Annotated in this window: 22 protein-coding genes and 1 tRNA gene; 6 read left to right on the top strand and 17 right to left on the bottom strand. The window is 67.8% G+C overall.

What is annotated here, in order from left to right; genetic code table 11:
- Positions 1 to 8 precede the first annotated feature (8 nt).
- Positions 9 to 677, bottom strand: a complete 669-nt coding sequence (locus IG171_RS06635; RefSeq protein ID WP_249204135.1) for an HAD family phosphatase — start codon at positions 675 to 677, stop codon at positions 9 to 11.
- Positions 678 to 699: 22 nt separating this feature from the next.
- On the opposite strand from IG171_RS06635, the gene IG171_RS06630 reads away from it, so the two are divergent.
- On the top strand, positions 700 to 1,530 hold the full coding sequence (locus IG171_RS06630; RefSeq protein ID WP_212130787.1) for a PAC2 family protein: 831 nt from the start codon (positions 700 to 702) through the stop codon (positions 1,528 to 1,530).
- Between the two features lie 21 nt (positions 1,531 to 1,551).
- Here IG171_RS06630 and mshC read toward each other — a convergent pair whose 3' ends face one another.
- The 3 genes from mshC to IG171_RS06615 are packed head-to-tail and all read right to left on the bottom strand — an operon-like array spanning position 1,552 to position 4,252.
- Positions 1,552 to 2,811: a cysteine--1-D-myo-inosityl 2-amino-2-deoxy-alpha-D-glucopyranoside ligase gene (gene mshC / locus IG171_RS06625; protein WP_212130785.1), complete on the bottom strand. Its 1,260-nt coding sequence runs from the start codon at positions 2,809 to 2,811 to the stop codon at positions 1,552 to 1,554.
- Positions 2,812 to 2,871: 60 nt separating this feature from the next.
- Positions 2,872 to 3,684: an SCO1664 family protein gene (locus IG171_RS06620; RefSeq protein WP_212130783.1), complete on the bottom strand. Its 813-nt coding sequence runs from the start codon at positions 3,682 to 3,684 to the stop codon at positions 2,872 to 2,874.
- A gap of 4 nt (positions 3,685 to 3,688) precedes the next feature.
- On the bottom strand, positions 3,689 to 4,252 hold the full coding sequence (locus tag IG171_RS06615) for a DUF3090 family protein (protein ID WP_212130781.1): 564 nt from the start codon (positions 4,250 to 4,252) through the stop codon (positions 3,689 to 3,691).
- 57 nt (positions 4,253 to 4,309) lie between these two features.
- On the opposite strand from IG171_RS06615, the gene IG171_RS06610 reads away from it, so the two are divergent.
- Complete coding sequence (locus tag IG171_RS06610) at positions 4,310 to 4,573, top strand: hypothetical protein (protein ID WP_212130779.1); 264 nt, start codon at positions 4,310 to 4,312, stop codon at positions 4,571 to 4,573.
- A 36-nt stretch (positions 4,574 to 4,609) separates the two neighbouring features.
- Here the strand turns inward: IG171_RS06610 and IG171_RS06605 are convergent, their stop codons facing one another.
- Positions 4,610 to 5,509 (bottom strand): aldo/keto reductase, encoded by a 900-nt coding sequence (locus IG171_RS06605; protein ID WP_212130777.1) that lies wholly within the window; start codon positions 5,507 to 5,509, stop codon positions 4,610 to 4,612.
- Between the two features lie 69 nt (positions 5,510 to 5,578).
- Between IG171_RS06605 and IG171_RS06600 the strand changes: the two genes are divergently transcribed.
- On the top strand, positions 5,579 to 6,415 hold the full coding sequence (locus IG171_RS06600) for an undecaprenyl-diphosphate phosphatase (protein WP_212130775.1): 837 nt from the start codon (positions 5,579 to 5,581) through the stop codon (positions 6,413 to 6,415).
- An 85-nt stretch (positions 6,416 to 6,500) separates the two neighbouring features.
- On the opposite strand, the gene IG171_RS06595 is transcribed toward IG171_RS06600, so the two are convergent.
- On the bottom strand, positions 6,501 to 7,199 hold the full coding sequence (locus IG171_RS06595) for a histidine phosphatase family protein (RefSeq protein ID WP_212130773.1): 699 nt from the start codon (positions 7,197 to 7,199) through the stop codon (positions 6,501 to 6,503).
- Positions 7,200 to 7,257: 58 nt separating this feature from the next.
- Between IG171_RS06595 and IG171_RS06590 the strand changes: the two genes are divergently transcribed.
- Positions 7,258 to 7,440 carry a DUF5703 family protein gene (locus IG171_RS06590; RefSeq protein WP_212130771.1) on the top strand — a complete coding sequence of 61 codons (183 nt, stop codon included), beginning with the start codon at positions 7,258 to 7,260 and terminating at the stop codon, positions 7,438 to 7,440.
- A gap of 7 nt (positions 7,441 to 7,447) precedes the next feature.
- Here the strand turns inward: IG171_RS06590 and IG171_RS06585 are convergent, their stop codons facing one another.
- The 5 genes from IG171_RS06585 to IG171_RS06565 form a co-directional block, all read right to left on the bottom strand.
- On the bottom strand, positions 7,448 to 8,755 hold the full coding sequence (locus IG171_RS06585; RefSeq protein WP_212130769.1) for a M20/M25/M40 family metallo-hydrolase: 1,308 nt from the start codon (positions 8,753 to 8,755) through the stop codon (positions 7,448 to 7,450).
- A 150-nt stretch (positions 8,756 to 8,905) separates the two neighbouring features.
- Positions 8,906 to 8,993, bottom strand: a tRNA-Leu gene (locus tag IG171_RS06580).
- Between the two features lie 81 nt (positions 8,994 to 9,074).
- The gene (locus IG171_RS06575) at positions 9,075 to 9,929 is read right to left on the bottom strand and encodes a MaoC/PaaZ C-terminal domain-containing protein (RefSeq protein WP_212130767.1); all 855 of its coding nucleotides are present in this window, start codon (positions 9,927 to 9,929) and stop codon (positions 9,075 to 9,077) included.
- Positions 9,926 to 11,278, bottom strand: a complete 1,353-nt coding sequence (locus tag IG171_RS06570; RefSeq protein WP_212130765.1) for a 3-oxoacyl-ACP reductase — start codon at positions 11,276 to 11,278, stop codon at positions 9,926 to 9,928. The genes IG171_RS06575 and IG171_RS06570 overlap by 4 nt, the downstream gene beginning before the upstream one ends.
- Positions 11,275 to 12,564 (bottom strand): acetyl-CoA C-acetyltransferase, encoded by a 1,290-nt coding sequence (locus IG171_RS06565; RefSeq protein WP_212130764.1) that lies wholly within the window; start codon positions 12,562 to 12,564, stop codon positions 11,275 to 11,277. The genes IG171_RS06570 and IG171_RS06565 overlap by 4 nt, the downstream gene beginning before the upstream one ends.
- A gap of 58 nt (positions 12,565 to 12,622) precedes the next feature.
- Here IG171_RS06565 and IG171_RS06560 point away from each other — a divergent pair, with 58 nt between their 5' ends.
- The gene (locus tag IG171_RS06560) at positions 12,623 to 13,234 is read left to right on the top strand and encodes a TetR/AcrR family transcriptional regulator (RefSeq protein ID WP_212130762.1); all 612 of its coding nucleotides are present in this window, start codon (positions 12,623 to 12,625) and stop codon (positions 13,232 to 13,234) included.
- Positions 13,231 to 15,270 (top strand): acyl-CoA dehydrogenase, encoded by a 2,040-nt coding sequence (locus IG171_RS06555; RefSeq protein WP_212130760.1) that lies wholly within the window; start codon positions 13,231 to 13,233, stop codon positions 15,268 to 15,270. Before IG171_RS06560 ends, IG171_RS06555 begins: the two co-directional genes overlap by 4 nt.
- A 115-nt stretch (positions 15,271 to 15,385) precedes the next feature.
- Here the strand turns inward: IG171_RS06555 and IG171_RS06550 are convergent, their stop codons facing one another.
- The 6 genes from IG171_RS06550 to IG171_RS06525 form a co-directional block, all read right to left on the bottom strand.
- Positions 15,386 to 16,420, bottom strand: coding sequence for a homoserine O-acetyltransferase (locus tag IG171_RS06550; protein WP_212130758.1), 1,035 nt, complete (start codon positions 16,418 to 16,420; stop codon positions 15,386 to 15,388).
- 1 nt (position 16,421) lies between these two features.
- Positions 16,422 to 17,744, bottom strand: coding sequence for an aminotransferase class I/II-fold pyridoxal phosphate-dependent enzyme (locus IG171_RS06545; protein ID WP_212130757.1), 1,323 nt, complete (start codon positions 17,742 to 17,744; stop codon positions 16,422 to 16,424).
- Between the two features lie 137 nt (positions 17,745 to 17,881).
- Positions 17,882 to 21,280: an error-prone DNA polymerase gene (locus tag IG171_RS06540; protein ID WP_212130755.1), complete on the bottom strand. Its 3,399-nt coding sequence runs from the start codon at positions 21,278 to 21,280 to the stop codon at positions 17,882 to 17,884.
- A 78-nt stretch (positions 21,281 to 21,358) separates the two neighbouring features.
- Complete coding sequence (locus IG171_RS06535; protein WP_212130753.1) at positions 21,359 to 22,990, bottom strand: DNA polymerase Y family protein; 1,632 nt, start codon at positions 22,988 to 22,990, stop codon at positions 21,359 to 21,361.
- Positions 22,980 to 23,756, bottom strand: a complete 777-nt coding sequence (locus IG171_RS06530) for a DNA recombination/repair protein RecA (protein ID WP_249204133.1) — start codon at positions 23,754 to 23,756, stop codon at positions 22,980 to 22,982. Before IG171_RS06530 ends, IG171_RS06535 begins: the two co-directional genes overlap by 11 nt.
- A 39-nt stretch (positions 23,757 to 23,795) precedes the next feature.
- Positions 23,796 to 25,397, bottom strand: coding sequence for an HNH endonuclease signature motif containing protein (locus IG171_RS06525; RefSeq protein ID WP_212130751.1), 1,602 nt, complete (start codon positions 25,395 to 25,397; stop codon positions 23,796 to 23,798).
- Between the last annotated feature and the right edge of the window lie 64 nt (positions 25,398 to 25,461).

The following is a 25,461-nucleotide window of genomic DNA, read 5'->3' as shown; positions in this document are numbered from 1 at the left end:
ATCTCGTCCTAGGGCGTCTGAGCCGACTGCTGGGCGCGCAGCCTGCGCAGATCCGCGACTCCCCGACCTTCGAGGCTGGGCCACAGGATCCGGCCGGGCCGCGGTTCGAGGTCGACGAAGTGAGGCACCCCCACGGCGATGGTTCCGGCCGCCTCGGCGCTAGCCAGGCCCGGCTTCGAATCCTCCAGTGCCACACAGTCGGCGGGATCGAGGCCGAGCAGTCCGGCACCCTTGAGATAGGGCTCGGGGTCGGGCTTGCCGGCCGAGACCTCGTCACCGCAGATGAGCCCGACGAAGCTGTCGGCGGGACAGCTGGCGATGACCGCCTCGGCGAGGCGACGGTAGGACATGGTCACCATGACACAGGGAACCGCCTCGGCCCTGAGCTCGGCCAGCAGCTCGAGGGCTCCGGGCCGGAAGGGAACGGAGGTGCGGATGTGGTCGATGACCTTGCCCATGAGGGTCTCGACGATCTCGGTTGCCGACAGGTCGAGACCAGCCTGCTGCATCATCGTCGCCGAGGTCAGCAGCTCGTTGCCGACGAATTCGAGGCCCTGCTCCTCGGACCAGGACAGGCCGTGTGCGTTCATCAGTTCGGTCTCGGCCCTGATCCAGTACGGCTCGGTATCGACCAGGGTTCCGTCCATGTCCCATAGGACTGCGGCTGGGTTCGTCATAGGCCCAGCGTAGTCTGGAACCATGAGCTTTCTTCCATCCGGGTCCGGGGCACTCGTGTTCATCGCCTTCGAAGGTCAGGATGCTGACGCCTCCGAGGCGGCCAGTTCGCTGGTCAAAGACCTCATCGAGGTCTGGCAGCTGAACGACAGTGAGATCCTCGACACCGACGGGTTCTACGAATTCCGCTTCTCCGAGCCCGAGATCGTCCGCGACGAAGACGGCACCGCCTCGATCGCCTGGCCCGGTGTCGCCGTCCATCGCGGCCGCCTCGGCGAGCTGCCGATCACCGTCATCCACGGTCACGAACCGGGGCTGAAGTGGCGGGAGTTCCTCTCCCTCGTCCTCGCTCAGCTCGGGCCCGAGGACTCCGTGGTCCTGCTCGGCGGGCTCCACGCCGAGGTGCCGCACACCCGTCCCCTGCCGGTGGTGGCCAATACCGAGGACCGAGAGCTGGCCGGCGAGCTCGACATCGATGCCAATGCCTACGAAGGGCCCATCGGCATCCTCGGGCTCCTGGCCGTCTCCTGCCAGTGGCGGGGTCTGCGCTCGATCAATCTGTGGGTGGGCGTGCCGGACTATCTCGCGGATTCCCCATCGCCGAAGGCGGAACTGGCCCTGGTCAAGGCCGTCGAACGGTTCACCGGGGTCGAGATCGACATCCATGTGCTCGAGGAGGAGAGCCGCGCGTGGGAACTCGGCGCCGATGAGCTCGTCTCCTTCAACCCGCATCTGGCCGAACTGGTCAAAGGCCTGGAGAAGCAGAACGACTCCGCTGACCTGCCGGAGGCCAGCGGAGACGCCATCGCGGCCGAGTTCGAACGCTATCTGCGCAAACGCGGTCGCGAGAAATGACCCGGGACCCGGACGCCGGAATCAGTCGTAGAGGCGGATGCCCAGCAGCGCATCGACCGCGTCAGCGACCCTGTCACCGCTGACTGCCTCGGGGTCCGAGGGCTCGGAATCGGCATAGTGCTCGGCCCATTCGTCGAGGATGCCCAGGGCCCGGGGACTGTCGAGGTCGTCGGTCAGCGCTTCCCTGAGCAGGCCGATGATGTGTCCGCGCAGGCCCTCACGACATTCCGGTTCGCAGCGGGCGGCATGACGCCAGGCATTCAGCCGCGCCTCGGCCGCTTCGAGCTGGTCCTCGGAGAAGCTCCAATCGCTGCGGTAGTGGTTGGCCAGGATCACGGTGCGGATGACCATGGGGTCGACGCCGCGCTCGCGCAGCTGTGAGACGAGCACGAGGTTGCCCTTGGACTTGCTCATCTTCTCGCCCTCCAGGCCGACCATGCCGGTGTGCATATAGGTCTTCGCCATCGGCACATCCCGCCACGCCGAGGCGTGGGCGGCGCTCATCTCGTGGTGCGGGAAGATGAGGTCGTTCCCGCCTCCCTGCACATCGACGGGCAGGCCCGCGTACTTGTCGACGATGACGGTGCATTCGACATGCCAACCCGGGCGCCCGCGGCCCAGACTGCCGCCGTCCCAGGACGGTTCGCCTTCGCGTTCGGCCCGCCACAGCAGCGGGTCGATGGGGTTGTCCTTGCCCGGGGTGTCCGGGTCTCCCCCGCGTTCGGCCGACAGCTTCGCCATGGTCGCGGCATCGTCATGGCTGACCGTGCCGAAGGGCGGGTTGATCGGTGTCGAGACGCGGTAGTAGACGTCTCCGTTCTCAAGAGTGTAGGCCGCCCCCTTGGCCACGAGATCCTCGACGGCGGCGGCGATCTCGGACACCGACTCGACGACACCGATGAAGCTCGTCGGCGGGACCACCCGCAGGGCCTCCATGTCCTCGCGGAAGAGCTGGATCTGAGATGAGGCGAGTTCGCGCCAGTCGACTCCCGTGGCATCTGCGCGTTCGAGCAGCGGGTCGTCGACATCGGTCGTGTTCTGGACGTAGACGACCTCGAGTCCGGCATCGCGCCAGATGCGGTAGAGCAGATCGAAGGCCACATATGTGGCGGCATGACCGAGATGCGTCGCATCGTAGGGGGTGATGCCGCAGACGTAGAGGCGCGCGGTCTGCTCGTGCCCGCGCAGTCGGCGCGGGCTGCGTGTGCTCGTGTCGAAGACCGTGGGCACCTTTCCGGTGCTGGTCAGACGGGGCAGTTGAGGTTCGGGCCATGACTTCACGCAGACCAGCCTAACCGAGACGTCGACGTTCGGCACTTTCGCCTCAGTTCGCCGGAGAACTCAGATCGGCGGCCAGGGGATGACGGTGCGATCATCGGGTGCCTCGGGGAAGAACTCACCTGTGATGAGTGTCTCGGCGCGGTCAGCCAGAGCCTCCAGTTCGGCGTCGGTGAGACAGTCGGCGAGCGTCGAGACCAGCTCGTCATCCATTCGAGCCACCTCGTCGAGGGCGTCGAGCTCCTCCGCCCGGAAGGACGTGCGTGAGAAGCCCCACAGCACCGTGCGCAGCTTCTCCTGCGGGTGGAACGTCAGCCCGTTGTCGATGCCGAAGGTGCCGATGTCCTCGGCCGCTGTACTCGGCAGACAGCTGCCGGTGATGACATGACCGGCCTTGCGATCGGCGTTGTTGGCCAGCAGATCGAAGAAGGCGATCGCTCGCAGGCTCTCGGTCACGGCGTGGGAGAGCACGAGGTCACGTCCGTCCTCGGTGCGCAGCGCGAAGATCGGCGTGTGATCGGCAGGGATCGCGTTGACCGTGCTCAGGGTCACGGCCTCCTCGTCTTCGGAGGCCTCGACATAGGCCTGCAGCGAGCCGCGGCCGGCGGGAAGATCGTCGCGCAGCACCGTGGCCGGCACGACACCGAGGTCGAGGGCAGCGCTCAGCCGGAACGACGCGACTTCGCGCAGGGCGAGGCTGGCAGGTGGGAAGTCATGCAGCGGCCGTTCGCCGACGATGGGCTTGTACACGGCTTTGAGCGCCCGACCGGCGTGTTCGAGCACGAGCAGCCGGGTGTCGTTGCTGGCTCGCGGGATCGTGCCCATCTCGGTCCAGTCCCCCGAGGTGAGCGCGTCGAGGACGAAGCTGTGATCCATCGGTTCAGGCGCGGGGAATGCCGTTGGCGCGGGGACACAGGTGGCCGTCGGGCTCGAGCGGGAGGGAGCAGAACGGGCAGTCGCCGCGCCCGGCGCCGACGACCTGTTCGCCGCGACGGGCGAACTCCCGGGCACCGGCGGCATCGAGGACGATGCGCAGGACTTCGCGTTCGACCTCGTCGTCATCGGGGTCGGCCGACTCGCCGGCCTGGGCGTCGGCCTCGGTGAGTTCGAAGCATTCGATGACGAGCTCGTGTTTGACCGTGTCCCAGCCCAGGCTCATGGTGCCGACACGGAACTCCGGTTCGATGGGGACGTTGAGCCCGGCGTTGTCGATGCGGTCGTCCAGGGCCGTCTGCGGCACGCGAGCGGCGGGATCCTTGATCATGACCATATCGAGGAGCTCGGTGATCCGGTCGGCCAGGATCTCCACCTGTTCCTTCTCCACGACCACGGTGGTCAGCATATTGCCGGACTTGGCCTGGAGGAGGAACGTCCGCTCTCCGGGCAGGCCGATCGTGCCGACGACGAAGCGATCCGGTGTGGGGTGGTCGTACAAAGCTGCCATTCCTTCAGCCTAGTTCAAACACTTACATGTGACTCCGGCCTGGGTTACATTTGAGTCATGAGCACTGATCCTCGTGAGGCCCTGGACGCATTCCTCGAAGCAGTGAGAGAGCACTACGCTGCATCCGCACATCGCACCGGAGACCAAGACTCCCGAGTCGAAGCCGCGTATATGGCTTTGGCCGATGCCTTCGAAATCTATGAAGATGCCATCTACACCGCTTTCGACGAGGTGACCCCCTTCGAACTCTTCGACGATGTCGAGGATGCGAAGGACGATGACGACGAGTTCGTCCTCGATGACGACGACGAGGACGACTGAGCCCGCCGTCTCCTCGGGCTCCGGTCCCCCGCCGTCTCAGGAGATCTGGTCGAGCACCTCGGCGATCTCCTCGGCCAGGTCGACATCGCTGCCGGTGACCTCGGCCAGTTGGGCGGGCGTGCGGGCCGAGACCAAGGAGCAGGCGATGCCGCGGCGCCGGTTGAATGCCAGCGCGATATCGGTCGTCGACACGCCCAGAGCGGTCGCCGCCTTGCGCACTCCGGCCAGCACCCGACCCGACCGGTCGTCGAGGTAGGCCCCGACGTACTCGCTGAGTTCGCCGCCCAGTCGGGAGTCCTGCGGCGTCGCGGACCGGTACTTGTCGGTGAGCACACCTCGTCCGAGGCTCGCCCCGGCGATGAGTCCGACGCCGGCATAGTCGGCAGCCGGGAGCAGTTCGTCCTCGGCCTCCCGGTTGAGCAGGGAGTATTCGGCCACGGCGCACGCGATCGGCAGCCCTGCCCCACGCATCTCCGCCAGCTGCCAGCCGGTGTGATGGGAGACGCCGACATAGCGGATCTTGCCGAGGGTGAGCAGGGTCTCGATCGCCGAGGCCGTCTCGGCCCGGTCGACGTCCGCATCGAAAACGTCGAGGATGAGCACATCGAGGTGTTCGCGGCCCGTCATCCGCAGCAGGGAATCGACCTGGGACAGGACCCGCGACCGCCCGAGACCGACGTCGATGTGGTCGGGCTCACTCATGGACACGCCCACGCGGGCCATCATCAGGATCTCTTCGGGAAGTCTCAGCTGCGCGATCACCTCGGCCGAGGAATCACCGGTGCTGGGAAGTTCGATGACGTTCCCACCTGCACCGCTGTACTCATCGACGAGTCGTTGGGCGGCCCGAGCATCGACCCGGTGCCCCCATTCGAAGGTTCCGAGGCCCACCTCGCTGAGTTCCAGGCCGGTGGTGCCGAGTCGTTGGTGTTCCATGTTTCTTGAGGTTACCCGATCCGGCGACTACCGTGGTTTCGTTCCCACCCCACATTCTCAAGGAGTCGTATGTACGACTGGCTGGTCGCTGCCGTGCTCGGAATCGTGCAGGCGCTCACCGAGTTCCTCCCGATCTCATCCTCGGCGCATGTGCGCATCGTCGGCGAGCTCATGCTGCCCGGCGACGATCCGGGCGCGTTCTTCACCGCCATCATCCAGATCGGCACCGAGGCGGCCGTGGTCGTGTACTTCTGGCGTGACATCGTCACGATCATCTCGAAATGGTGCAAGGCTCTGGTGGGCAAGCACGACCGGACGGACCCCGAGGTGCGGCTGGGTTGGCTGATCATCATCGGTTCGATCCCGATCGTCGTCATCGGCCTGCTGTTCCAGGACTACATCGAGGGCGCGCTGCGCAGCCTGTGGATCACCGCGACGATGCTCATCGTCTTCGGCCTCATCATCGGCATCGCCGACTGGGCCGGGAGGAAGGAGCGCTCCCTCGAGGACATGAACTGGGTCCAGGGCATCCTCTTCGGCTTCGCCCAGGCCCTCGCGGTCATCCCGGGCGTGTCTCGTTCCGGCGGCACGATCATGGCCGGCCGCTTCATGGGCTTCGACCGGCCCTCGGCGGCCCGCTATTCGTTCCTGCTGGCGATCCCGGCAGTCCTCGGCTCCGGCTTCTACGGGGTCGCCCAGACGCTCGGACGTGCCGAGGACATGGTGCTGGGCTGGGGCCCGACGCTCCTGGCCACGGTCATCTCATTCGTCCTCGGCCTCTTCGTCATCCACTGGTTCCTCGGCTATGTGAAGACGAGGTCCTTCGGGATCTTCGTCTGGTACCGGGTGGCTCTGGGCATCGTGCTCTACGCTCTGCTGGGCACCGGGGTCCTCGCCGCGGTCTGACCGGCTCCGGCGCCGCCGGCTCACGCGAGCACTCCGGCCCTGCCGGTCGGTGCGGGTTGCGGACTCGCCGATCGGCCGGGCTGGTTCAGCGCAGGCCGCCCCCGCCGACGGTCGAGGACTGCGCAAGGCCCGCGGCAGTCACGGACATCGCCGCGAGCACGGGTCTGGCACCGGAGTAGTCGATGACGGTGAATGAGCCCGGAGCGACGCTCAGCCGCTGGAACTCATCGAGCGGCATGCCCAGGGCATCGGCGATGATCGACTTGATGATGTCACCGTGGGAGACGATCATCGCCCACCGGGGGCCGCCTGCCTTCTCGTCCTCGGCCTGCCGCCTCTCCTTCTCCTCCTGCTCCTCGGCCCGCAGCTGGGTCACGAGCGCATCGACGCGGGCGACGGATCGACCGGCCGCCTCGGCGATGGATTCGCCTCCGGGGAATCGCGCCTGCGAGGCCCGTTCGACGACGGTCGACCACAGGGGCTCATCGGCCAGTTCCTTCAGCGCTCGTCCCGTCCAGTCCCCGTAGTCGAGCTCGATGACGTCCCGGTCGACGCCGACGGTGTCGAACTCCGCGATCCTCTGAGCGATCTCGGCGGTCTGGACGCAGCGCCGCAGCGGAGAGTGCAGCAGGCGGGAGAAGCGGCGCCGGGGCAGCAGGCCCAGATTCGCCTCGAGCGCGACCGCCCCTTCCTCGGTCAGAGACACGCCGGGCGCGCGTCCGGCCAGTATTCCGGCGGTATTGGCGCTCGAGACGCCGTGCCGCAGAAGAACGATGACGGGCATGCCATCCAGATTAGCCCAGATCGTCTAGGGTGGGCCTATGAAACGTCAGCGTCCACGTATGACCTACGAATTCCGCAAGGTTTCGTTCTCCAGGGATGTGCCGCGTTCGGTCAGCCTGCAGGAGCTCAACGACGAAGCGGAATACGGCAAATGGGAGCTCGCCCGGACTCGGATCTCCGTCGGCGGTGTGCGCACGGTGTGGCTGCGCCGCAAGATCATGCCGCTGACGCTGAGCACCTGACCGGCGGTCATGCCCGCATCAGGAAGTCTCCGAGGACGCGTGTGCCGAATTTCAGCGCGGAGATCGGCACGCGCTCGTCGACGCCGTGGAACATCGCCGGGAAGTCGAGATCGCCGGTCAGCTGCAGGGGCGCGAACCCGTAGCCGGTGATGCCGATCTCCGCCATGGACTTGTTGTCCGTTCCGCCCGAGAGCGTATAGGGCAGGACCTTCGCGGAGGGGTCGTCGGCCAGCAGGCTCTTCTTCATCTGTGCCACCAGCGGCGTGTCGAACGGTGATTCGAGCGCCTCGCCCTCGTCCTCGGCTTCGATGTCGATGCCCTCGCCGGCGAGCTCCTTGAGTTTGAGCATGACGTCTTCGTGCTGGCCGGGCAGAGTCCGGCAGTCGACATAGGCCGTGGCCGTGCCGGGGATGACATTGTGCTTGTATCCGGCGTCGAGGAACGAGGGATTCGAGGTGTTCTGCAGGGTCGGGGCCACGAACTTCTCCACCGAGCCGAGTTCGGCCAGCAGCTGACCGATCGTCTCGGAGCGGAATTCGATGCCGGTCAGCTCCGAAACGCCCTCGAGCAGCTGCCGGGTGGCCAGCGGGATCTCCTGCGGCCAGGGATGGCTGCCGATCCGTGAGATCGCCGCGGCCAGTCTGGTCACGGGATTGTCGTCGTTGCGCTGGGAGCCGTGGCCGGCGGTGCCGTGGGCGATGAGGTTGAGCCAGGCCAGGCCCTTCTCCGCGGTCTGGATGAGGTAGACCCGCTGGCCGCGGATGTCGACGGAGTAGCCGCCCACCTCGGAGATCGCCTCGGTGGCGCCGGTGAACAGCTCGGGGCGGTTGCGGACCATGTGCCGCGCCCCGTAGTTGCCACCGGCCTCCTCATCGGCGAAGAAGGCGATGACGAGGTCGCGTCGCGGACGCATCCCCTGGGACAGCATGGCCCGGACGGTGGCGATGATCATCGCGTCCATGTTCTTCATGTCCACGGCCCCGCGCCCCCACAGCAGACCGTCCTTGATCACGCCTGCGAAGGGATCGACGCTCCAGTCCTCGGCCGCGGCCGGGACCACATCCGTGTGGCCGTGGACGACCAGGGCCGGAGCCTGCGGATCCGTGCCCTCGACCCGGGCGACGAGGTTGGCTCGACCGGGCGCGGACTCGACGATCTCGGAGTCCAGGTCGACCTCGGCGAACCAGGAGGCGATGAGCTCAGCGGCCGGCAGTTCCGGGTTCGCCCGATTCCCTCCCCAGTTCTGAGTGTCGATGCGGATGAGCTGGCGGCACAGTTCCGTGACCTCCGCCTCGGCGGCGCTGAAATCAGACATTGGAGACTCCCCTCGGTGGTGGTCGACCATTCCTCCCGGCTGTCACCGGAGTGATATGGACCACCGTATCCCACCGGCCGGGGAGGTCAGCTCATGCGCGCAGATGCGAAAACGGCCTCCGGATCGAAATCCGAAGGCCGTTGTCCGCTGTGCGCGAAGGGGGACTTGAACCCCCACGCCCGATAAGTTGGGCACTAGCACCTCAAGCTAGCGCGTCTACCAATTCCGCCACTCGCGCTGGCAACAGAGATAACTCTACATGCGAGATTCGGTGGCGCAAAATCGAAATCGGCATTTGTGACGCACCCCACTCAGGGGCTCATTCGCCGAGGTGTGACACCTGCGTGAGCACGTGCGGTTTGCCCGTCCGGAGGTCGAAGACCGCCGAGCTCGCCGCCTCGTGACGCCGCCCGTCGGTCAGTGCGTAGCCGACCGTGGCCGGCAGCACGATCGGCTTGGCGAACGAGACGTCCCAGCGGTAGGAGTCCATGCGCGGGTCCATCGCCGACAGCGCCCGCGAGGCCCCGTACATGCCGTGCGCGATCTGTCTCGGGAACCCGAACCCCTTGGCGGCCAGGCCGCTGAGATGGATCGGGTTGTAGTCACCGGACACCCGCGCATAGCGCTGACCGATGTTCGGATCGAGCCGCCACAGCGCCGTCGGCTGGGGCGCGGTGAATTCCGTGTGCGGGACCTGGGCCCTGGGCTTCGCCCCGGGCAGCTTCCTGCCCTTGGCCAGATAGGTCGAGACCTCGCTCATCACCGGTCGGCCGTCGACTCGGGCGTCGACCCGGATCTCGATCGTCGTGCCCTTCGTGTGGTCGAAGGCTCCGTCGAGTTCGAGATGGAAGTCGACGACCTCGCCGAGGCGGACCGAGCCGAGCATATCGACGCGGTTGTGGATGTGGACCATGCCCAGCATCGGCAGCGGCACCTCGGGATCGGCCAGCAGCTGCATGCTCAGCGGGAAGCCGAGGATGTGTAGATATCCGGGATGGACGGTGTCATCAAGCGTCTGGCCGACCACATGGGCGAATCCGGCATAGGCGACCGGCTCGAGCGCCACGCTGCGATCGATGGTTCGATCCGGCAGCTCGGAGCTCGTCTTCGGCCCCACGGGCAGGGTCTTGAGCAGGGCGCGGGCGTAGACCGGAAGCATCGAATCCGCCATCATGCACCCACCATGTTCTGTCCGCACACCCGCAGGGTCTGGCCGTTGATGCCGCGGGCACCGCTCGATGCGAGGAAGCTGATGGCCTCGGCGACGTCGATCGGATGGCCGCCCTGCTGCAGGCTCGACAGCCGTCTGGCGACCTGTCGGGTCAGGGTCGGCATCTTCGCGGTCATATCGGTTTCGATGAACCCGGGTGCCACAGCGTTGATCGACCCGCCGCGGGAGGCGAAGTCCTGCGCCGAGGCGGCCGTGAGTCCGATGACACCGGCCTTCGAGGTCGCGTAGTTCGTCTGTCCCCGGTTTCCGGCGATGCCCGATGTCGAGGCCAGCGACACCACCTGGGCGCCGTTCGCGAAGAGACCGGCCTCGGCCAGGTGCGCGTTGATCTTCGCCTGTGCGGCGATGTTGACCGCGATCACCGAGTCCCAGCGGGAGGAGTCCATGTTCGCCAGCATCTTGTCGCGGGTGATGCCGGCATTGTGGACGAGGATGTCGACGGGGGCGCCGACGGCCTCGGCGATCTCCTCCGCCGCATCGGCGCCGGTGATGTCGAGCTGGAGGGACTTCCCGCCGATCTCATTCATCACCGCGGCCAGGGCCTGACCGGCCTGGGGCATGTCGACGCCGATGACCTCGGCGCCGTCGCGGGCGAGGTTGCGGGCGATGGCCGCGCCGATCCCCCGGGCGGCTCCCGTGACGACTGCGCTGCGTCCGGCCAGGGGGCCGGCGGCGCCGGTGGACATGAATGCCTTGAGGTCGAGGCGATCGCCGGCGTCGGAGGCCACCGTGAGGAACTGCCCGGACACATAGGCGGACTTGCCCGAGAGCAGGAACCACAGGGCCGAGGCCACCGAGGGGGCGGTGAGGTCGACGCCGTCGAGGAGGATGCCGTTGGCCGTCGCCCCGGCACGCATCTCGTGGGCCAGGGAGCGGGTGAAGCCGGTGATGCCCTGAGTCGCGGCGGCCTGCTCGGGGCTCTGGTCGCCGGCGCCCGGTGCGGTCGAGATCGTGATCACTCGACCGGACGGGACCAGTGAGCGCAGGGCCGCTCCGACCTCGAGCACGATCGGTGACAGATCCGTCGGCGACTGGGCGTCGTCGAGGACGGCGATGACGGCGCGGACCTTCTCACCGGTCTGCGCGTTGCGGCGGACCTCGAGGCCGTTGTCGAGGAGCAGATCGGCCAGGCCCTGGGCGCCGTCTCCGGCGCCGAGGACGAGGACGGGGCGGTTCAGGTACTCCTCCGGGGTGGAGTCGAAGCGGTTGAGTTCGACCGGCTGCGGCAGGCCGAGGCTCTTGGCCACCTGCTTCAGCGGTCCGTTGACGAGGGAGAGATAGGTGTCTTTCATGCTGCCTCCACGATCGCGGTGAGTCCCTGGCCGCCTGCCGCGCAGATCGAGACCAGCGACCTCTTCTTGCCTGTGGTCTTGAGATGCTTCGCCGTAGTGGCGATGATGCGTCCACCGGTGGCGGCGAAGGGGTGGCCGGCGGCCAGGCTCGACCCCAGGGGGTTGAGCTTGTCGCGGTCGATGCTGCCCAGGGCGGCGTCGAGTCCGGCCTTCTCGACGCAGAACTTCTCGGACTCCCAGGCCGCCATGTGCGACAGGACGGTGGAGGCGAAGGCTTCGTGGATCTCGAACACGTCGAAGTCGTCGAAGGTCAGCCCGTTGCGCGCCAGCAGACGCGGCACCGCGTAGGCGGGGGCCATGAGCAGGCCCTCGGCTCCGTCGACGAAGTCCACGGCACCGGCCTCGGCGTCGATGAGGCGGGCCAAGGGGGTGAAGCCGTGTTCGGCCGCCCAGTCCTCGCTGCTCAGCAGCACCGAGGAGGCCCCATCGGTCAGCGGGGTCGAGTTGCCGGCGGTCATAGTCGGCTCGGCCTCGAGCTTCTTGCCGAAGACGGGGTTGAGCTTGGCCAGGGACTCCATGGTCGAATCCGGCCGCAGGTTCGTATCCCTGCTCACGCCCAGGTAGGCGGTGGTGAGGTCGTTGAAGAAGCCGGAGTCCCAGGCCGCGGCGAGGTTCCGGTGCGAGGCCACGGCGAGCTCGTCCTGGGCCTGCCGGGTGATGTTCCATGCGGCGGTGGTGATCGCCTGGTGCTCGCCCATGCTCAGACCCGTCCGGGGCTCGCCCGTGCTCGGGGCCTGCGGGCTGAGATGGGCCGGCCGGATCTGCGCGGCGATCTTCGCCCTGGCGACCATGGTCTTGGCGCGGGAGAGTTCGAGCAGGATCTCGCGCATCGAGTCGTTGACGACGATCGGGGCATCGGAGGCCGAGTCGACGCCGGAGGCGATGCCGGATTCGATCTGGCCGGCGTTGATCTTGTTGTTGAGGCTGACGACGGCCTCGAGTCCCGTGGCGCAGGCCTGGCCGAGATCGAAGGCCGGGGTGGTCGGGGCCAGGGATGAGCCGAGCACGGCCTCCCGGGTGAGGTTGAAGTCCTTCGAATGCTTGAGGACCGCGCCTCCTGCGACCTCGCCGATGTTCTCTCCGGCCAGTCCGAAGCGGGCCACGAGCCCGTCGATGGCCGAGGTGAGCATATCGAGATTCGTCGCCTTCGCGTACTGCTTGTTCGAGCGTGCGAAGGGGATGCGATTGCCGCCGAGGATGACGGCGCGTTGATTGGGAGTGGACATAGGCACCTCCGAGTGATGGATTTAGCTGTTACCGACAGTACCTGATACTGTCGGTTCCATGAAATCGATCACAGACGGCCGCTCGACGAGGTGGCAGAAGCACCGCGACCAGCGCCGTCGCGAACTGCTGCGTGCGGTCCGTCTCGTCGTCGACGAGTACGGCGACGAGCTGTCGATGGACCAGATCTCCGAGCATTCGGGGACCACGAAGTCCGTGCTCTACCGGTACTTCACGGATCGGGCGGGGCTCCAGGCGGCCATGGGCGAATGGGCGATGGGCGTCATCGTCAGATCCCTCGACGACGCCACGGCCGCCTCGGCGCGGGACAGCTCCGCCGCTGCCGCGCAGGAGTCGTTGGCGGCGATGATCCGGGCCTTCGTCACGATCGCCGCGGATTCGCCGAACGTCTATCGCTTCTGCGATACGGCGGTCAACCGCTTCGCCCCCGAGGAGACCGGGGGGTTCTTCAATTCGATCGCCGGTCTGCTGGCCGAACGACTCGATCTCGAGGGCGAACAGGCGCAGCTGTGGTCGGCCGGCGCCATCGGATTCGTCCGCGCGGCCACCGAAACCTGGCTGTCCCGGCCCGACCGACCGGAAGAGTTCGCCACCACCATCAGCCATTGGCTCTGGGCATCCCTGCCCGCACAACGAGGAGAAGGACAATGAAACTGTCGCTTGACCCACAGGCCATCAACGATGTTCTCGACGGACGGTGGTCCGAGGCCCGCCGCACGGGGCGAAGCCTGGCGCTCGACCCGACGACCCATGACGATCCGGCCGATGACCTCGAGACCGCGCGGGCGAAGACCCTGACCGGTGTCGGGATGATGGCCGAGACCGGTCTGCCGATGACCGGGCTGCCTCCGCAGATGGACGGAAAGAACGAACACGCCACGAACGTCGCCGGATTCGAAGAGACCGTCACGGCCAATCCCAGCCTGCAGATCAAGGCCGGAGTCCAGTTCGGGCTCTTCGGCGGAGCGATCCTCCACCTCGGCAATGCCGAGCAGCATGAGAAGTGGCTGCTCGACGCCCAGGCGGGTCGCCTCCTCGGCTCCTTCGCGATGACCGAGATCGGGCACGGTTCGGACGTCGCCTCCGTGGCGACGACGGCGACCTACGATCCGAAGACCGAGGAATTCGTCATCGATACCCCGTTCCGGGCCGCGACGAAGGAGTACATCGGCAATGCCGCCCGCGACGCCTCTGCCGCCGTGGTCTTCGCTCAGCTGATCACGGCCGGAGTCAATCACGGGGTGCATGCGCTCTTCGTCCCGGTCCGCGACGACGTCGGTGATCCGCTGCCGGGAGTCACGATCGAGGACGACGGTTACAAGGGCGGGCTCAAGGGCGTGGACAACGGTCGCCTCGCCTTCGATTCGGTGCGCGTTGCCCGGACGAACCTGCTCAACCGCTACGGCGATGTGGCCGCCGACGGCACCTACTCCTCCCCCATCGAATCGCCCGGACGGCGTTTCTTCACCATGCTCGGCACCCTCGTGCAGGGGCGTGTGTCCCTCGATGGCGCCTCCGTGGTCGCCTCGAAGCTCGCCCTCGACATCGCCGTGCGCTACGGGCTCGAACGCAAGCAGTTCACCGCCGGTGACAACTCCACGGAGACCACGCTGCTCGACTACGGGCAGCATCAGCGTCGCCTGATGCCGGCCCTGGCCTCCGTCTATGCCTCGGCCTTCGCCCACGAGAAGCTGCTGACCTCGTTCGAGGAGGTCTTCTCCGGCGCCGATGACTCCGACGAGAACCGTGCCGTGCTCGAGACTCGGGCGGCGGCGTTCAAGGCCGATTCGACCTGGATGGCCCTCGACGTGATCCAGGAGTGCCGTGAGGCCTGCGGCGGTGCCGGTTTCATGGCCGAGAACCGCCTGGTCGGCCTCCGCGCCGACCTCGACGTCTATGCCACCTTCGAAGGCGACAACACGGTGCTGCTGCAGCTGGTGGCCAAGCGCCTCCTCGGCGACTATGCGAAGGAGTTCGCGCACCTCGACGTCGGCGGGGCCGCCCGCTACATCGGCACCCAGGCCGCCGAGCACACGCTGTATCGGACCGGTCTGGCCAATGCGGGCCGGGCGATCTCTGACGCTCTGACTCCGAACCTCGGTGAGCGGCGGATCCGTTCGGGGCGGCTGCAGCGGACACTGCTCGAGACCCGCCTCGATGTCATGGTCTCCGACGTCGCCCAGGCCCTGCGGCCGGCCACGAAGATGTCTGCTGACAAGGCCGCGGATCTGTTCAACACCCACCAGCACGAGCTCATCGAGATGGCGCGTGCCTATGTGGAGCTGGAGAAGTGGAAGGCCCTGGACGAGAAGATGCGGGAGCAGACCGATGCCGACCAGGCGAAGGTCTTCCGGCGCCTGCGCGACACCTACGGTCTGAGCCTGATCGAGAAGCACATGGCCTGGCACCTGATGTACGGTCGCCTGCCGATGTCGCGGGCGCGTCAGCTCAATGAGACGCTGGGCCGTCTGTGCGCGAAGCTCACGGCCAACGCCCTCGACCTCGTCGATGCCTTCGGATACGGCCACGAGCACCGTCGGGCCACGATCTCGACCGGCATCGAGGCGCAGCGACAGGCCGAGGCCGCCGACTACTACCGTCGGGCCCGGGCCAAGCAGGACTACCCCGTCGACGAGAAGCAGCTGCGCAAGGCCGCCAAGCAGAAGGCGAAGGCCGCAGCGAAGTAGGCCGAGTCTCGGCCCACGCCGGCAGCCGGTGCACGCGGACTCGGCGGATTCCGGCTGACACGACCAGGCCCCCGCAGCGAACGGACTGCGGGGGCCTGCTGTCTGCCCGGGACCCTCAGGAGGCCAGGAAGTCCCGGAGCACCGCGGAGACCTTCTCGGTCTCAGTGAGGAACCCGTCGTGGCCGACCGGGGACTCCAGGACCTCGTGGGTGACCTTCCCGGGCAGTGCCTCGGCCAGGACGGCGACCTGTTCGGGTGGGAACAGCCGGTCCGAGGACACTGAGACGACGAGGTTGTCGGTGCACGCATCCGCCAGCGCCGTGCGCAGATCGCTCGAGCGGCCTCGGCGCACATCATGGTCGCGCAGGGCGCGGGTGAGCACGATGTAGCTGTGCGGGTCGAACCGCGCGGTGAGCTTCTTCGCCTGGTGGTCGAGGTACGACGTCACCTCGTAGTAGTTCTCGGACCGCAGCCGGCAGGAGAAGCGCTGGTTGAGTTCGACGTCGTTGCGGTAGGTCAGGTGTGCGATCTGGCGGGCCAGACCGAGTCCCTGGGCCGGGAACCGGCCGACGGCCGAATAGTCTCCGGAGTAGTAGTCGGCATCGAGTTCGATCGCCCGTTCCTGCATCATCGCCCAGGCGATCTGGTCGGCTTCGCAGAAGGCCGGGGCGGCCAGGATCGCGCACTTGCGCACCTTCCGCCGGTCCAGCAGCGCGAACTCCAGGGCCCGGGCCCCACCCATGGAACCGCCGATGACGGCCGCCCACGAGTCGATGCCGAGGATCTGGGCGAGGTTGTGCTCGAGCCGGGCCATGTCCCGGATCGAGACCGCGGGGAAGCGCGAACCGTAGGCCAATCCGTCGTCGAAGGTCGACTGCGGGCCGGTCGTGCCCGAGCAGCCGCCGAGCGAATTCGCGCACACCACGTAGTACTCGTCGGTGTCCACGGCCTCGCCGGGACCGACGATGCCCGCCCACCACTCGGTGACGCGGGTATCGCCGGTCAGGGCGTGTTCGATGAGGATCGCATTGGACCGATCCGAGTTGAGAGTGCCGAAGGTCTCATAGGCGATCTCCACCGTGCCGAACGTGTGCCCGGAGTCCGTGCCGAAGCCCAGGATCCGTTCGACGGAGGTGCTCTGGGTGGTCATCTCAGGCCGCGGTCGACGCCTTCGCCGCTGCTGCTGCGAAGCCCTTGTCGAGGTCGCCGATGATGTCGTCGATGCCTTCGAGACCCACCGACAGGCGCACCAGTGCAGGGTTGACACCGGCCTGTTCCTGGGCCTGTTCGTCCAGCTGCGAATGGGTCGTCGACGCCGGGTGGATGACCAGCGAGCGGACGTCGCCGATATTGGCCACGTGCGAGTGCAGCTCGAGCGAGTCGACGAAGGCCACGGCCGCGTCGTAGCCGCCGGCGATGTCGAAGGCCAGGACCGAACCCACACCCTCAGGCAGGTACTTCTTCGCGAGCTCGTTCCACGGACTCGAGGCCAGTCCGGCATAGGCCACGCGGGTGACCTGGGAGTGGTCCTCGAGGTAGGCGGCGACCTTCTCGGCGTTCTCGACATGGCGGGCGATGCGCAGGCTCAGCGTCTCGAGCCCCTGTGCGATGAGGAAGGCGTTGAACGGGCTGGCCGCGGGCCCGAGGTCGCGCAGGCCCTGGACGCGGGCCTTGATGCCGAAGGACACGTTCGCGCCGAGCGCGCCGTCGGGACCGAGGTCGCGGGCGTAGACGAGGCCGTTGTAGGACTCATCGGGTTCGTTGAAGCCGGGGAACCTCTCCGGCTGGGCTCCGTAGTCGAAGTTTCCGCTGTCGATGAGCACACCGGCGATCGAGGTGCCGTGACCGCCGAGGTACTTCGTCGCCGAGTGGATGACGACGTCGGCGCCGTGCTCGATGGGGCGCACGAGGTACGGGGTCGCCAGTGTGTTGTCGGTGAAGAGGGGAACACCGGCGGCATGGGCGATATCGGCGACCGCGGCGATGTCGAGGACGTCGGAGCGGGGATTCGAGACGACCTCGGCGAAGAAGAGCTTCGTATTGTCCTGGACGGCGCTCTTCCACTCGTCGAGATCGGACACGTCGACGAAGGTGGTCTCGATGCCGAGCTTGCGCAGGGTCACGTTGAACAGGTTCTGGGTGCCGCCGTAGAGGCTGGAGCTGGCCACGATGTGGTCGCCGGCACCGGCGATGTTCGTGATCGCCAGGAGCGCCGCGGACTGTCCGGATGCGGTCAGGACCGCGTGCACGCCGCCCTCGAGGTCGGCGATGCGGTTCTCCACGACCTCGGTGGTCGGATTCGTGATGCGGGTGTAGATCGGGCCGAGATCGGACAGGGCGAAGCGGTTGGCCGCGGTCTCATTGCTGTCGAAGACGTACGAAGTGGTCTGGTGGATCGGCAGGGCTCGGGAACCGGTGGTCGGGTCGGGGCTCTGCCCGGCGTGGATCTGGCGGGTGTCGAATGACTGGCTCATGGCGCCTCCTCTGTGAGTGCCTCGGTGGTGGCTGGTGCGGGGGTGCTGTGTCCACTGTCATCGACTTCTCTCCCGTGAGCCCGCCGGTCTGTCATGTTGACGTCATCGTCTGTCATGTTTCGTCACAGGCAGGTCGGTCAGCGGAAGTTCCGGGCCTTCGTCGGCAGCTGCACCTCGAGCGGGATGAGCTTGTGCGCATAGAGGCTGACGACGTCTCCCCCGCGCTGGATCAGACCGGTCACGGCCAGGGCGTTGCGGGAGGTCGCGACCGTGCGGAAGCGCTTCATCAGCCCGGCGGTGGCCACGACGTTCAGCATCCCGAATTCGTCTTCGAGGTTGATGAAGGTGATTCCCGAGGCCGTGGCCGGACGCTGCCGGTGAGTGACGATCGCGGCCACCGTCATCCGGGTCCCGTCCTCAGCTTCCGCCGCATCCGCGGTCGAGGAGAACCCGCGCGCGCTCAGCTGCTCGCGCAGGATCTCCGTCGGGTAGCCGTCGACGGTGATCCCGGTGGAGAAGAGTTCGGCCAGGGTCGTGTCGAAGGCGTCCATGGCCGGAAGGCTCGGGGCCGAATCCACCGACGCCGTTCCCGGCAGCAGGCCCGGATGGGCACCAGCGACTCCCCCGGCCAGCCACAGCGCCTGCCTGCGGTCGAGATCGAACCCGGCCAGGGCTCCCGCCGTGGCCAGGCTCTCCAGCGCCTGCTTGCCGATGCCGGTCCGTTCGGCCAGATCCGCCACCGAGGTGAAGGGGGCGATCTCGCGCTCACGGACGATCACCTCGGCGAAGGATCCGACATGGGCGACCGAGTCCAAGCCCAAGCGGATCCCCAGCTGCCCCGCCGAGGCGGCCGTGTCGTTCCCGTCTCCTCCCGCACCGGTTCCGGTCGTCGCCGAGGCGGGTTCGGGTCCGACCCATTCGAGATCGGTCGCGGCCTGCGAAAGGCCGATGTCGACCGGCAGGATCGGCACCCCGTGCCGGCGGGCATCGGCGATGAGCGACTGCGGGGAGTAGAAGCCCATCGGCTGGCTGCGCAGCAGACCGGCGGTGAAGGCCGCATGGTGGTGGCACTTGAACCAGGCGGACTGATAGACGAGGTTGGCGAAGCTGATGGCGTGCGATTCGGGGAACCCGTAGTTCGCGAAGGCCGCGATGGTGGCGAAGATCGCCTCGGCGGTGTCCTCGGCGACCCCGCGGGCCAGGGCCCCGGTGCGGAACTTCTCGGCCAGTTCGGCCATCCGCCTCTCCGACCGGCGCGAGCCCATGGCCTGCCGGAGCCGGTCGGCATCGGCCCCGGTGAAACCGCCGACATCGATGGCCATCTGCATCAGCTGCTCCTGGAACAGCGGCACCCCGTAAGTCTTGGACAGCGAATTCTCCAGCAGCGGATGGAGGTATTCGACTTCGTCGATGCCCTGCCGTCTGCGGATGTAGGGGTGGACGGAGCCGCCTTGGATCGGGCCCGGGCGGATGAGGGCGACCTGGACGGCCAGATCGTAGAAGGTCCGCGGTCGCAGCCTCGGCAGGGTCGCGAGCTGGGCACGGGATTCGACCTGGAAGACCCCGATCGCATCGGCGCGGCAGAGCATCTCGTAGACCCGTTCGTCCTCATCGTCGATCTCCGCCCGGTCGATGAGGATGCCCGTGTGCCGGTGGACGAGCTCGACCATCTCGTGCAGGGCGGTGAGCATGCCCAGACCGAGCAGATCGAACTTCACCAACTCCATGGCCGCACAGTCGTCCTTGTCCCACTGCACCACGGTGCGGTGGCCCATCGTGGCCTTCTCGATCGGGACCACCTGACCGATGGGCCGGTCGGCGAGGATCATGCCGCCGGAGTGGATGCCCAGATGCCGGGGCGAGCCGAGCAGGTCGCCGGCGATGCCGAGCACGGGTGCGGGGACCGTCGATTCCTCGGCCTCGGGCAGGCTCGACCACCGGTTGCTCGCCTTCGAGAACGCGTCCTGCTGGCCGGGAGCGTAGCCGAGGCTGAATGCGGCGTCCCGGATGGCCGATTTCGCCCGGTAGGTGATGACATTGGCGACCTGGGCCGCACGGTCCCGGCCGAAGTGGTCGTAGACGTACTGGATGACCTCTTCGCGCCGTCCGGATTCGATGTCGATGTCGATGTCCGGATACCCTTTGCGGTCCGGGGACAGGAACCGGTCGAAGAGCAGATCGTGTTTGACCGCGTCGACGGCCGTGATGCCGAGGACGAAGCAGACCGCGGAGTTCGCCGCCGAGCCCCTCCCCTGACAGAAGATGCCCATATGGCGGCAGAATTCGGTGATGTCGAAGACGATGAGGAAATAGCCGCAGAAACCCAGCTGCGCGATCATGTCCATCTCCCGGTCCAGCTGCTCCCAGGCCCGCGGATTCTCGGCCCTCGACCCGTAGCGGTGCCGTCCGCGTTCGGCGATGAGGCCACGCAGATACGCTTCGCCGTCGCCGTCATCGGGCATCGGCGCCCGGGGCAGATCGGGGCGGGCCGAGCCGAGGACGAAGGAGCATTCCCGCCCGATCCGCACCGCGTTCTCCAGCGCCTGCCGTGGGAACCTCGCGGCCATCTCCTGACCCGTGTGGATCCGGGCGTTCGCCGTCGCCGGCAGCCACCCGGCCAGCTCGTCGAGCGACAGCCGCGACCGCACCGAGGCTCTCACCTGCGCGGATCTCCACTGGGCGCGGGTGGCGAAGTGGACTGCGTTGCTGGCCACGACCGGCAGGCGCATCCGCTGGGCCAGATCGCCGAGGTGGCACAGCCGCTCATCGTCGTCCGGGGTCCCGTCCCGACTGAGTTCGACGGCCAGACGGTCGGGGCCGAAGAGCCTCGTGAGTTCGCGCAGGGCGCCGAGACCGCCGTCGGCGTCGCCGAGCGCGCGCCGCAGCGGCCCCTTGCGGCAGCCTGTGAGGATCGTCCAGTCCCCGTCCATCGCCGCCAGCTCCTCGAGGTCGAACACGGGACGGTTCTTCTCTCCGCGCAGATTCGCCTCGGTGATGGCCTGCGAGAGCCGGTGGTAGCCGTCGACGCTGCGGGCGAGGACGAGCAGGTGGGTGGCCTCGGGATCGGTCTGCCCGGGGATCTTCTCCCTCAGCCCCACGGACAGTTCGGCCCCGAAGACGGTGGGCAGGCCCACCTCGGCGGCGGCGTGGGCGAAGCGGACCGCACCGTAGAGACCGTTGTGATCGGTCAGGGCCAGGGAGGTCAGCCCGGCGGCGGCACCGGCGGCCACGAGTTCCTCGGGGTCGGAGGCCCCGTCGAGGAAGCTGAAATGGGAGTGCACGTGCAGCTCCGCCCACTCCACGCTCGCGGTCCGCAGCCGCGGTCCGCGGCTCGCCTCCGCACCATCGGTGGTCGCACCGTGGTATCGGTCCCGACTGTCGGGACCGCGGGGCCCGACCGAGGCCCGGTAGCGGTCGGGGCGGGAGAACGCCGGGGCATCGGAGCCGTCCGCGTGTCTGTCGACGGGCGGGCTGTCCTTGCCCTCGAGCCTGCGGGCCAGCTTCGACCAGGGGGTGCGCGGGTTCGAGAATCCCATCGGCGCCTCCTCTCTTCCCTTCCATCTGTCTGTGTGCCGAGTCAGCCTCTTGTGCGCGTCTGTCACTTGCGGGCCGGGTCAGCGGTAGCGGCCGGTGAGATACCACTGGCCGCGCTCCCTGCTCAGCAGAAGGGCCCGCCCCGAATCGGTCACCACCTGCAGCCGGGTCCGGTAGACGACCCGATCCGGATCCCACCACCGGGATTCGATGGGCCAGGAGCCGGAGTAGTCGGTGATCGCCTCGGTCTCCCCGGTGGGGAATCTGATCGTCGCCGGTGCGGCCCCCAGCCCCGAGGGTCGAGCCTCCACCGGCGAGCCGTCCGCGGCGAACACATCGACGGCCGAGTGTTCGACGGTGGTCGGGCGGGGCGCGTGCAGAGCACCGGGCCAGGGAGCCGCGGGACTGCGTTCGGGCACGGCCGTCTGCTGCCAGGGGGTCCACAGATTCGTCTCGGCCGGATCCCAACCGCCCTGGAGCCCCGGGACGAGGACCGAATCCGGGCCGAACAGCCCCTGCAGGCGTTCGAGCGTGTGGGTGATCTGACCGGTGTTCTCCTCGAACAGGCTCCTCGTGGCTCCGATCGGAGTGGTCAGCTCCGCCGCGATGAGACGCAGGGCGATGATGCCGTCTGCGGAGAAGTCCTCGACATCGGGGGCCGGTTCGTCGACGAGGTCGAGAAGGTGCGGGTCCTCGCCACCGCGCCGTGGTCCTGGCTTCGGCCCTGCCCCGGCGTGTGCTGCGACGGCTGCCCCGGCCAGCCAGCCTTCGGCCTGCCACCGCAGCCGATCCGCGATCGCGTTCTCCTGCATGTCCTCGATCCGCCAGGTCCGGGACGAGGACTGTCCGGCCGCCGCGTCCAGTTCGATCGTGATCTGGGTGCAGACCAGCCCTTGCCTGCGCACCTTGGTCAGCAGTTCTGCACCGAGCTGTCGGGCGAGGAAGCCGAGGGTGTCGCTGCGGGTCGTCGGCGTGTCGAGGTCGAGCTCGACCTCGAGGGACTCTGCCCGGACATGTTCGGCCAGCGGTCTGCTCGCCACGCCGGAGGCCAGTGCGTGGACATGCCGCCCGACGGCTCCGAAGCGTGAGTTCACGTCCCTGGCTTCGAGCCGGGCCAGGTCGCCGAGGGTCCGCAGACCCAGCTGCAGGAAGACGTCGATCAGTTCGGTCGCCTCGGCCCCGGCATATTCGAGGGTCGTGATCGACTGGTCAGCCAGGAAGTCCACGGTCCGTCCGGGCTCGACCCGACGGGCCTGCCCGGAGGCGAGCACCGCGGCGAAGACGGTGTCGGCGATGCCGGGGAAGAACTCCCAACCGGTCTCGGTCACAAGCGCGGAGACCAGGGCCTCGACAGCGCTGGACTCGTCACGGTAGCCGTGTCTGAGGGAGTCGAGCGGGATCGCCAGCCTTCCCGGACTGAGCAGGGTGAACCGGGCGACGAGGTCCTCGAGAGCTCCGACTCCGGCGCAGAAGTGCCGATTGTCCGCGTCCTCGTCCCAGACCACGACCTGGGCCTCAGGGCACCGGAACCCGACGGCTCGCTTGTTGTCTCCGACGGCGACGCCGGCCGCACGAGCGGGGGCATTGGCGGCGATGACCCGTCCCCCGTGGAGAACCGCAACCGGCCTGCCCGGACCGATCCCGTGTTCTGCCGCGGCGGCCACGGCCGGCCAATCGGGCACCGTGAGGACGAGGATGCGCTCACCGGACACTGCCGATCACCTGCCGCAGATGCGTGATCGTCGTCCACCGGGGGTCTGCCGAGTCGGCGGCCGAGGCCGGTTCAGAGGTCGCCGCCGGTGCGGCGGTCGATCCGGGTGCTGCGAGCGTCGTGGTCGCGTCCGACGTCCCCGCGGGGACCGCAGCAGGAGTCCCGGTCGGACCCGGCAGCAGGAATCGGTGGCTGCCGGTCTGCGAGCGGGCGCGGACGAGGCAGGACTGCAAACGCCCTCGGCCTCGTTCGGCACCCGACCACCGCGTGTGCGTGATCTCGATCTGCTCCGTGCTGCCGGTCAGGGGACGGAGGCTGATGAGGCTCATCCGCCGCTCGCGGACCTTGGCCAGGAGTCGAGCACGCTCGGAAGGGCTCGGGAGGAACCCGGGATCGACGAGGACGATGTCGAAGGACTCGATGAGGATCGAGGCCACGCGCAGCCAGTCCTCGCCGGGGGTGGCCAGGTTGACGAAATGATCGAGATCGACGCCCAGGTCCGCGATGGAGGACACCGCTGGTTCGCCGAGGCCGATGCCGGCAGACCACTTCTGCTCCCGGGTCGCAGCGGCGATCGTCGCCAGGGCGCAGCTGAGGGACAGCTCACCGGTGACGGTGACGAGCTCGCCTCGGGGCAGGCCGCCGCGGCGGAACAGCGGAGAGAGCACAGGTTCCACCGGATGAGGCGGGATCCTGTCGAACAGAGCCGTGGCCGTGGAGATCCCCATCTCCCGGCTGAGCTGTTCGACGACCGGTGCTGCTGACATGACATCCATTATCGAACTGGTGTTCTAAATTGGCAAGATTCAGACGACCGCATTGCTCTCCCGGGCATGTCGCGATTCGGCCTCGAACATCCAAGCGATGCAGAAGTCCCGGTCAAAGCCGTAACCGCCGCCGACTGTGCCCGGGTCCGCATCGGCGGTCGCCGCCTCGATTCTGGCGACCTGGACCGCGGTGTCGAACATCGCGCGGCCTCTCGCCCGGCTCTCCAGGGGCAGCAGCTGAGAGCCGTCGGGCAGGGAGAAGGCGAAGGCCGCGAGCCCTTGCATCGCTCCCGCGAAGGCCGCCCCGGTGCGTTCGATGCGCAGCTGATGCTTGTGCACCACGGTGTGGTGGCGTCGGCAGAGCAGGATGAGGTTGTCCAGATCGGTCGCCCCGCCCTGTGACCAGGGCCGGATGTGGTGGGCGTCGCACCGCCTGCGGGAACGGCACCCGGGGAATTGGCAGCAGGCGTCGCGCACGCTCAGCGCCAGTCTCTGGCGTCTGCTCACCAGCCGCTTCGACCGGCCGAGCATGAGGACGTCGCCATCGGCGCCCTTGATCACCCCACTGATGAGTGCCTCACAGCTCAGCCGCTCCGCTGTCGCGGCGGTGATGCCGCCGAACCCCTCGATCCTGCAGGTCGTGTCCGCCCCTGCCTCGCCTGCCCCTGCCTCCGTCGTCTCTGCGCAGGCACCGGCATCGGGCAGCGTCCCCGCGGGGACGTCGGCACCGGTGCCGCCGGCGCTCAGGACGGCGCCGGCACGGGTGACCACCTCGGCGGAGGCGTGAATGAGCATTCGGGCACGGTCGGCATCGACCGCACCGGCCTGTTCGGCACGAGGAAAGGCGTGGACGATCTCCATCAGGCACATCACCTGCGAGATCGGCTCATGGGACACTTCGTCCTCATCCTCCGAGCGGTCCTCGGCGCCGGCCCCATCCGCCGCGGCCCGCTGGCCTGCGGCTTCGCGCTGTTCGAGGACGTGGCGGGCGGAATCGAGCATCGTGAAGAGCTCCGCGGCCTCATCCTCCTCGAGGTCGATCGTGATGCGGGTCCGGCCGGGGGCGACCTGACGCATGGTCACACAGTCCTGCGGCAGGCGGACCGGCAGCGGCCCGGACTCGATCTCGGCAGACAGCTGCTGATAGTCCCGGCAGATGCGGCTGATCTGGCTGCCCGTGGCAAGGGTGGCCAAGCGCAGCGCCTCCTCATCACCGATCCGCTCCCCGATCCGCGTCACCTCCCGCACCTTCGAGAAGCTGACCTCGCCGGCAGCCAGGCTCTTGTTCACTTTCGGCATTTCTCGCAGCGCTGTCATCAGCCTGACGTATTCGCGTGCGGTGTGCATGCTCACCGAGGCCACATGCATGACCCATTCGGGCAGGGTCTTCACCCCGACCCACTCCGCCCACAGCCCGCGTCGCTCCGCCTCGTCGATGAGGGCGATGACCCGAGCGTGGCAGAAGGAGATGCACGAGATGTTGCGGCGGATATCGGTGACGATCTCCTCACCGCTGAGCCCGCTGAGATCGGACTCGGCCTCAGCGCCGCCGCAGTCGTCCGGGTCGACGCTCAGCGTTTCGATCTCCCGAGTCTTCGCCGTGTCGAGTTTCGCCGTACCAGCCGTTTCCTCGCTCCGCATGGTGCCCCACCTCTCGGTCCTCCGGTCCGACAGCCCCCATGGCCACCGACCGTGCCATCACTCT

Source organism: Brevibacterium sp. SMBL_HHYL_HB1 (genome assembly GCF_018208375.1).
In the GTDB taxonomy this organism is placed as follows: domain Bacteria; phylum Actinomycetota; class Actinomycetes; order Actinomycetales; family Brevibacteriaceae; genus Brevibacterium; species Brevibacterium intestinavium.
The sequence above is the reverse complement of the archived record's forward strand: the minus strand, read 5'-3'. Positions and strand labels throughout refer to the sequence as shown.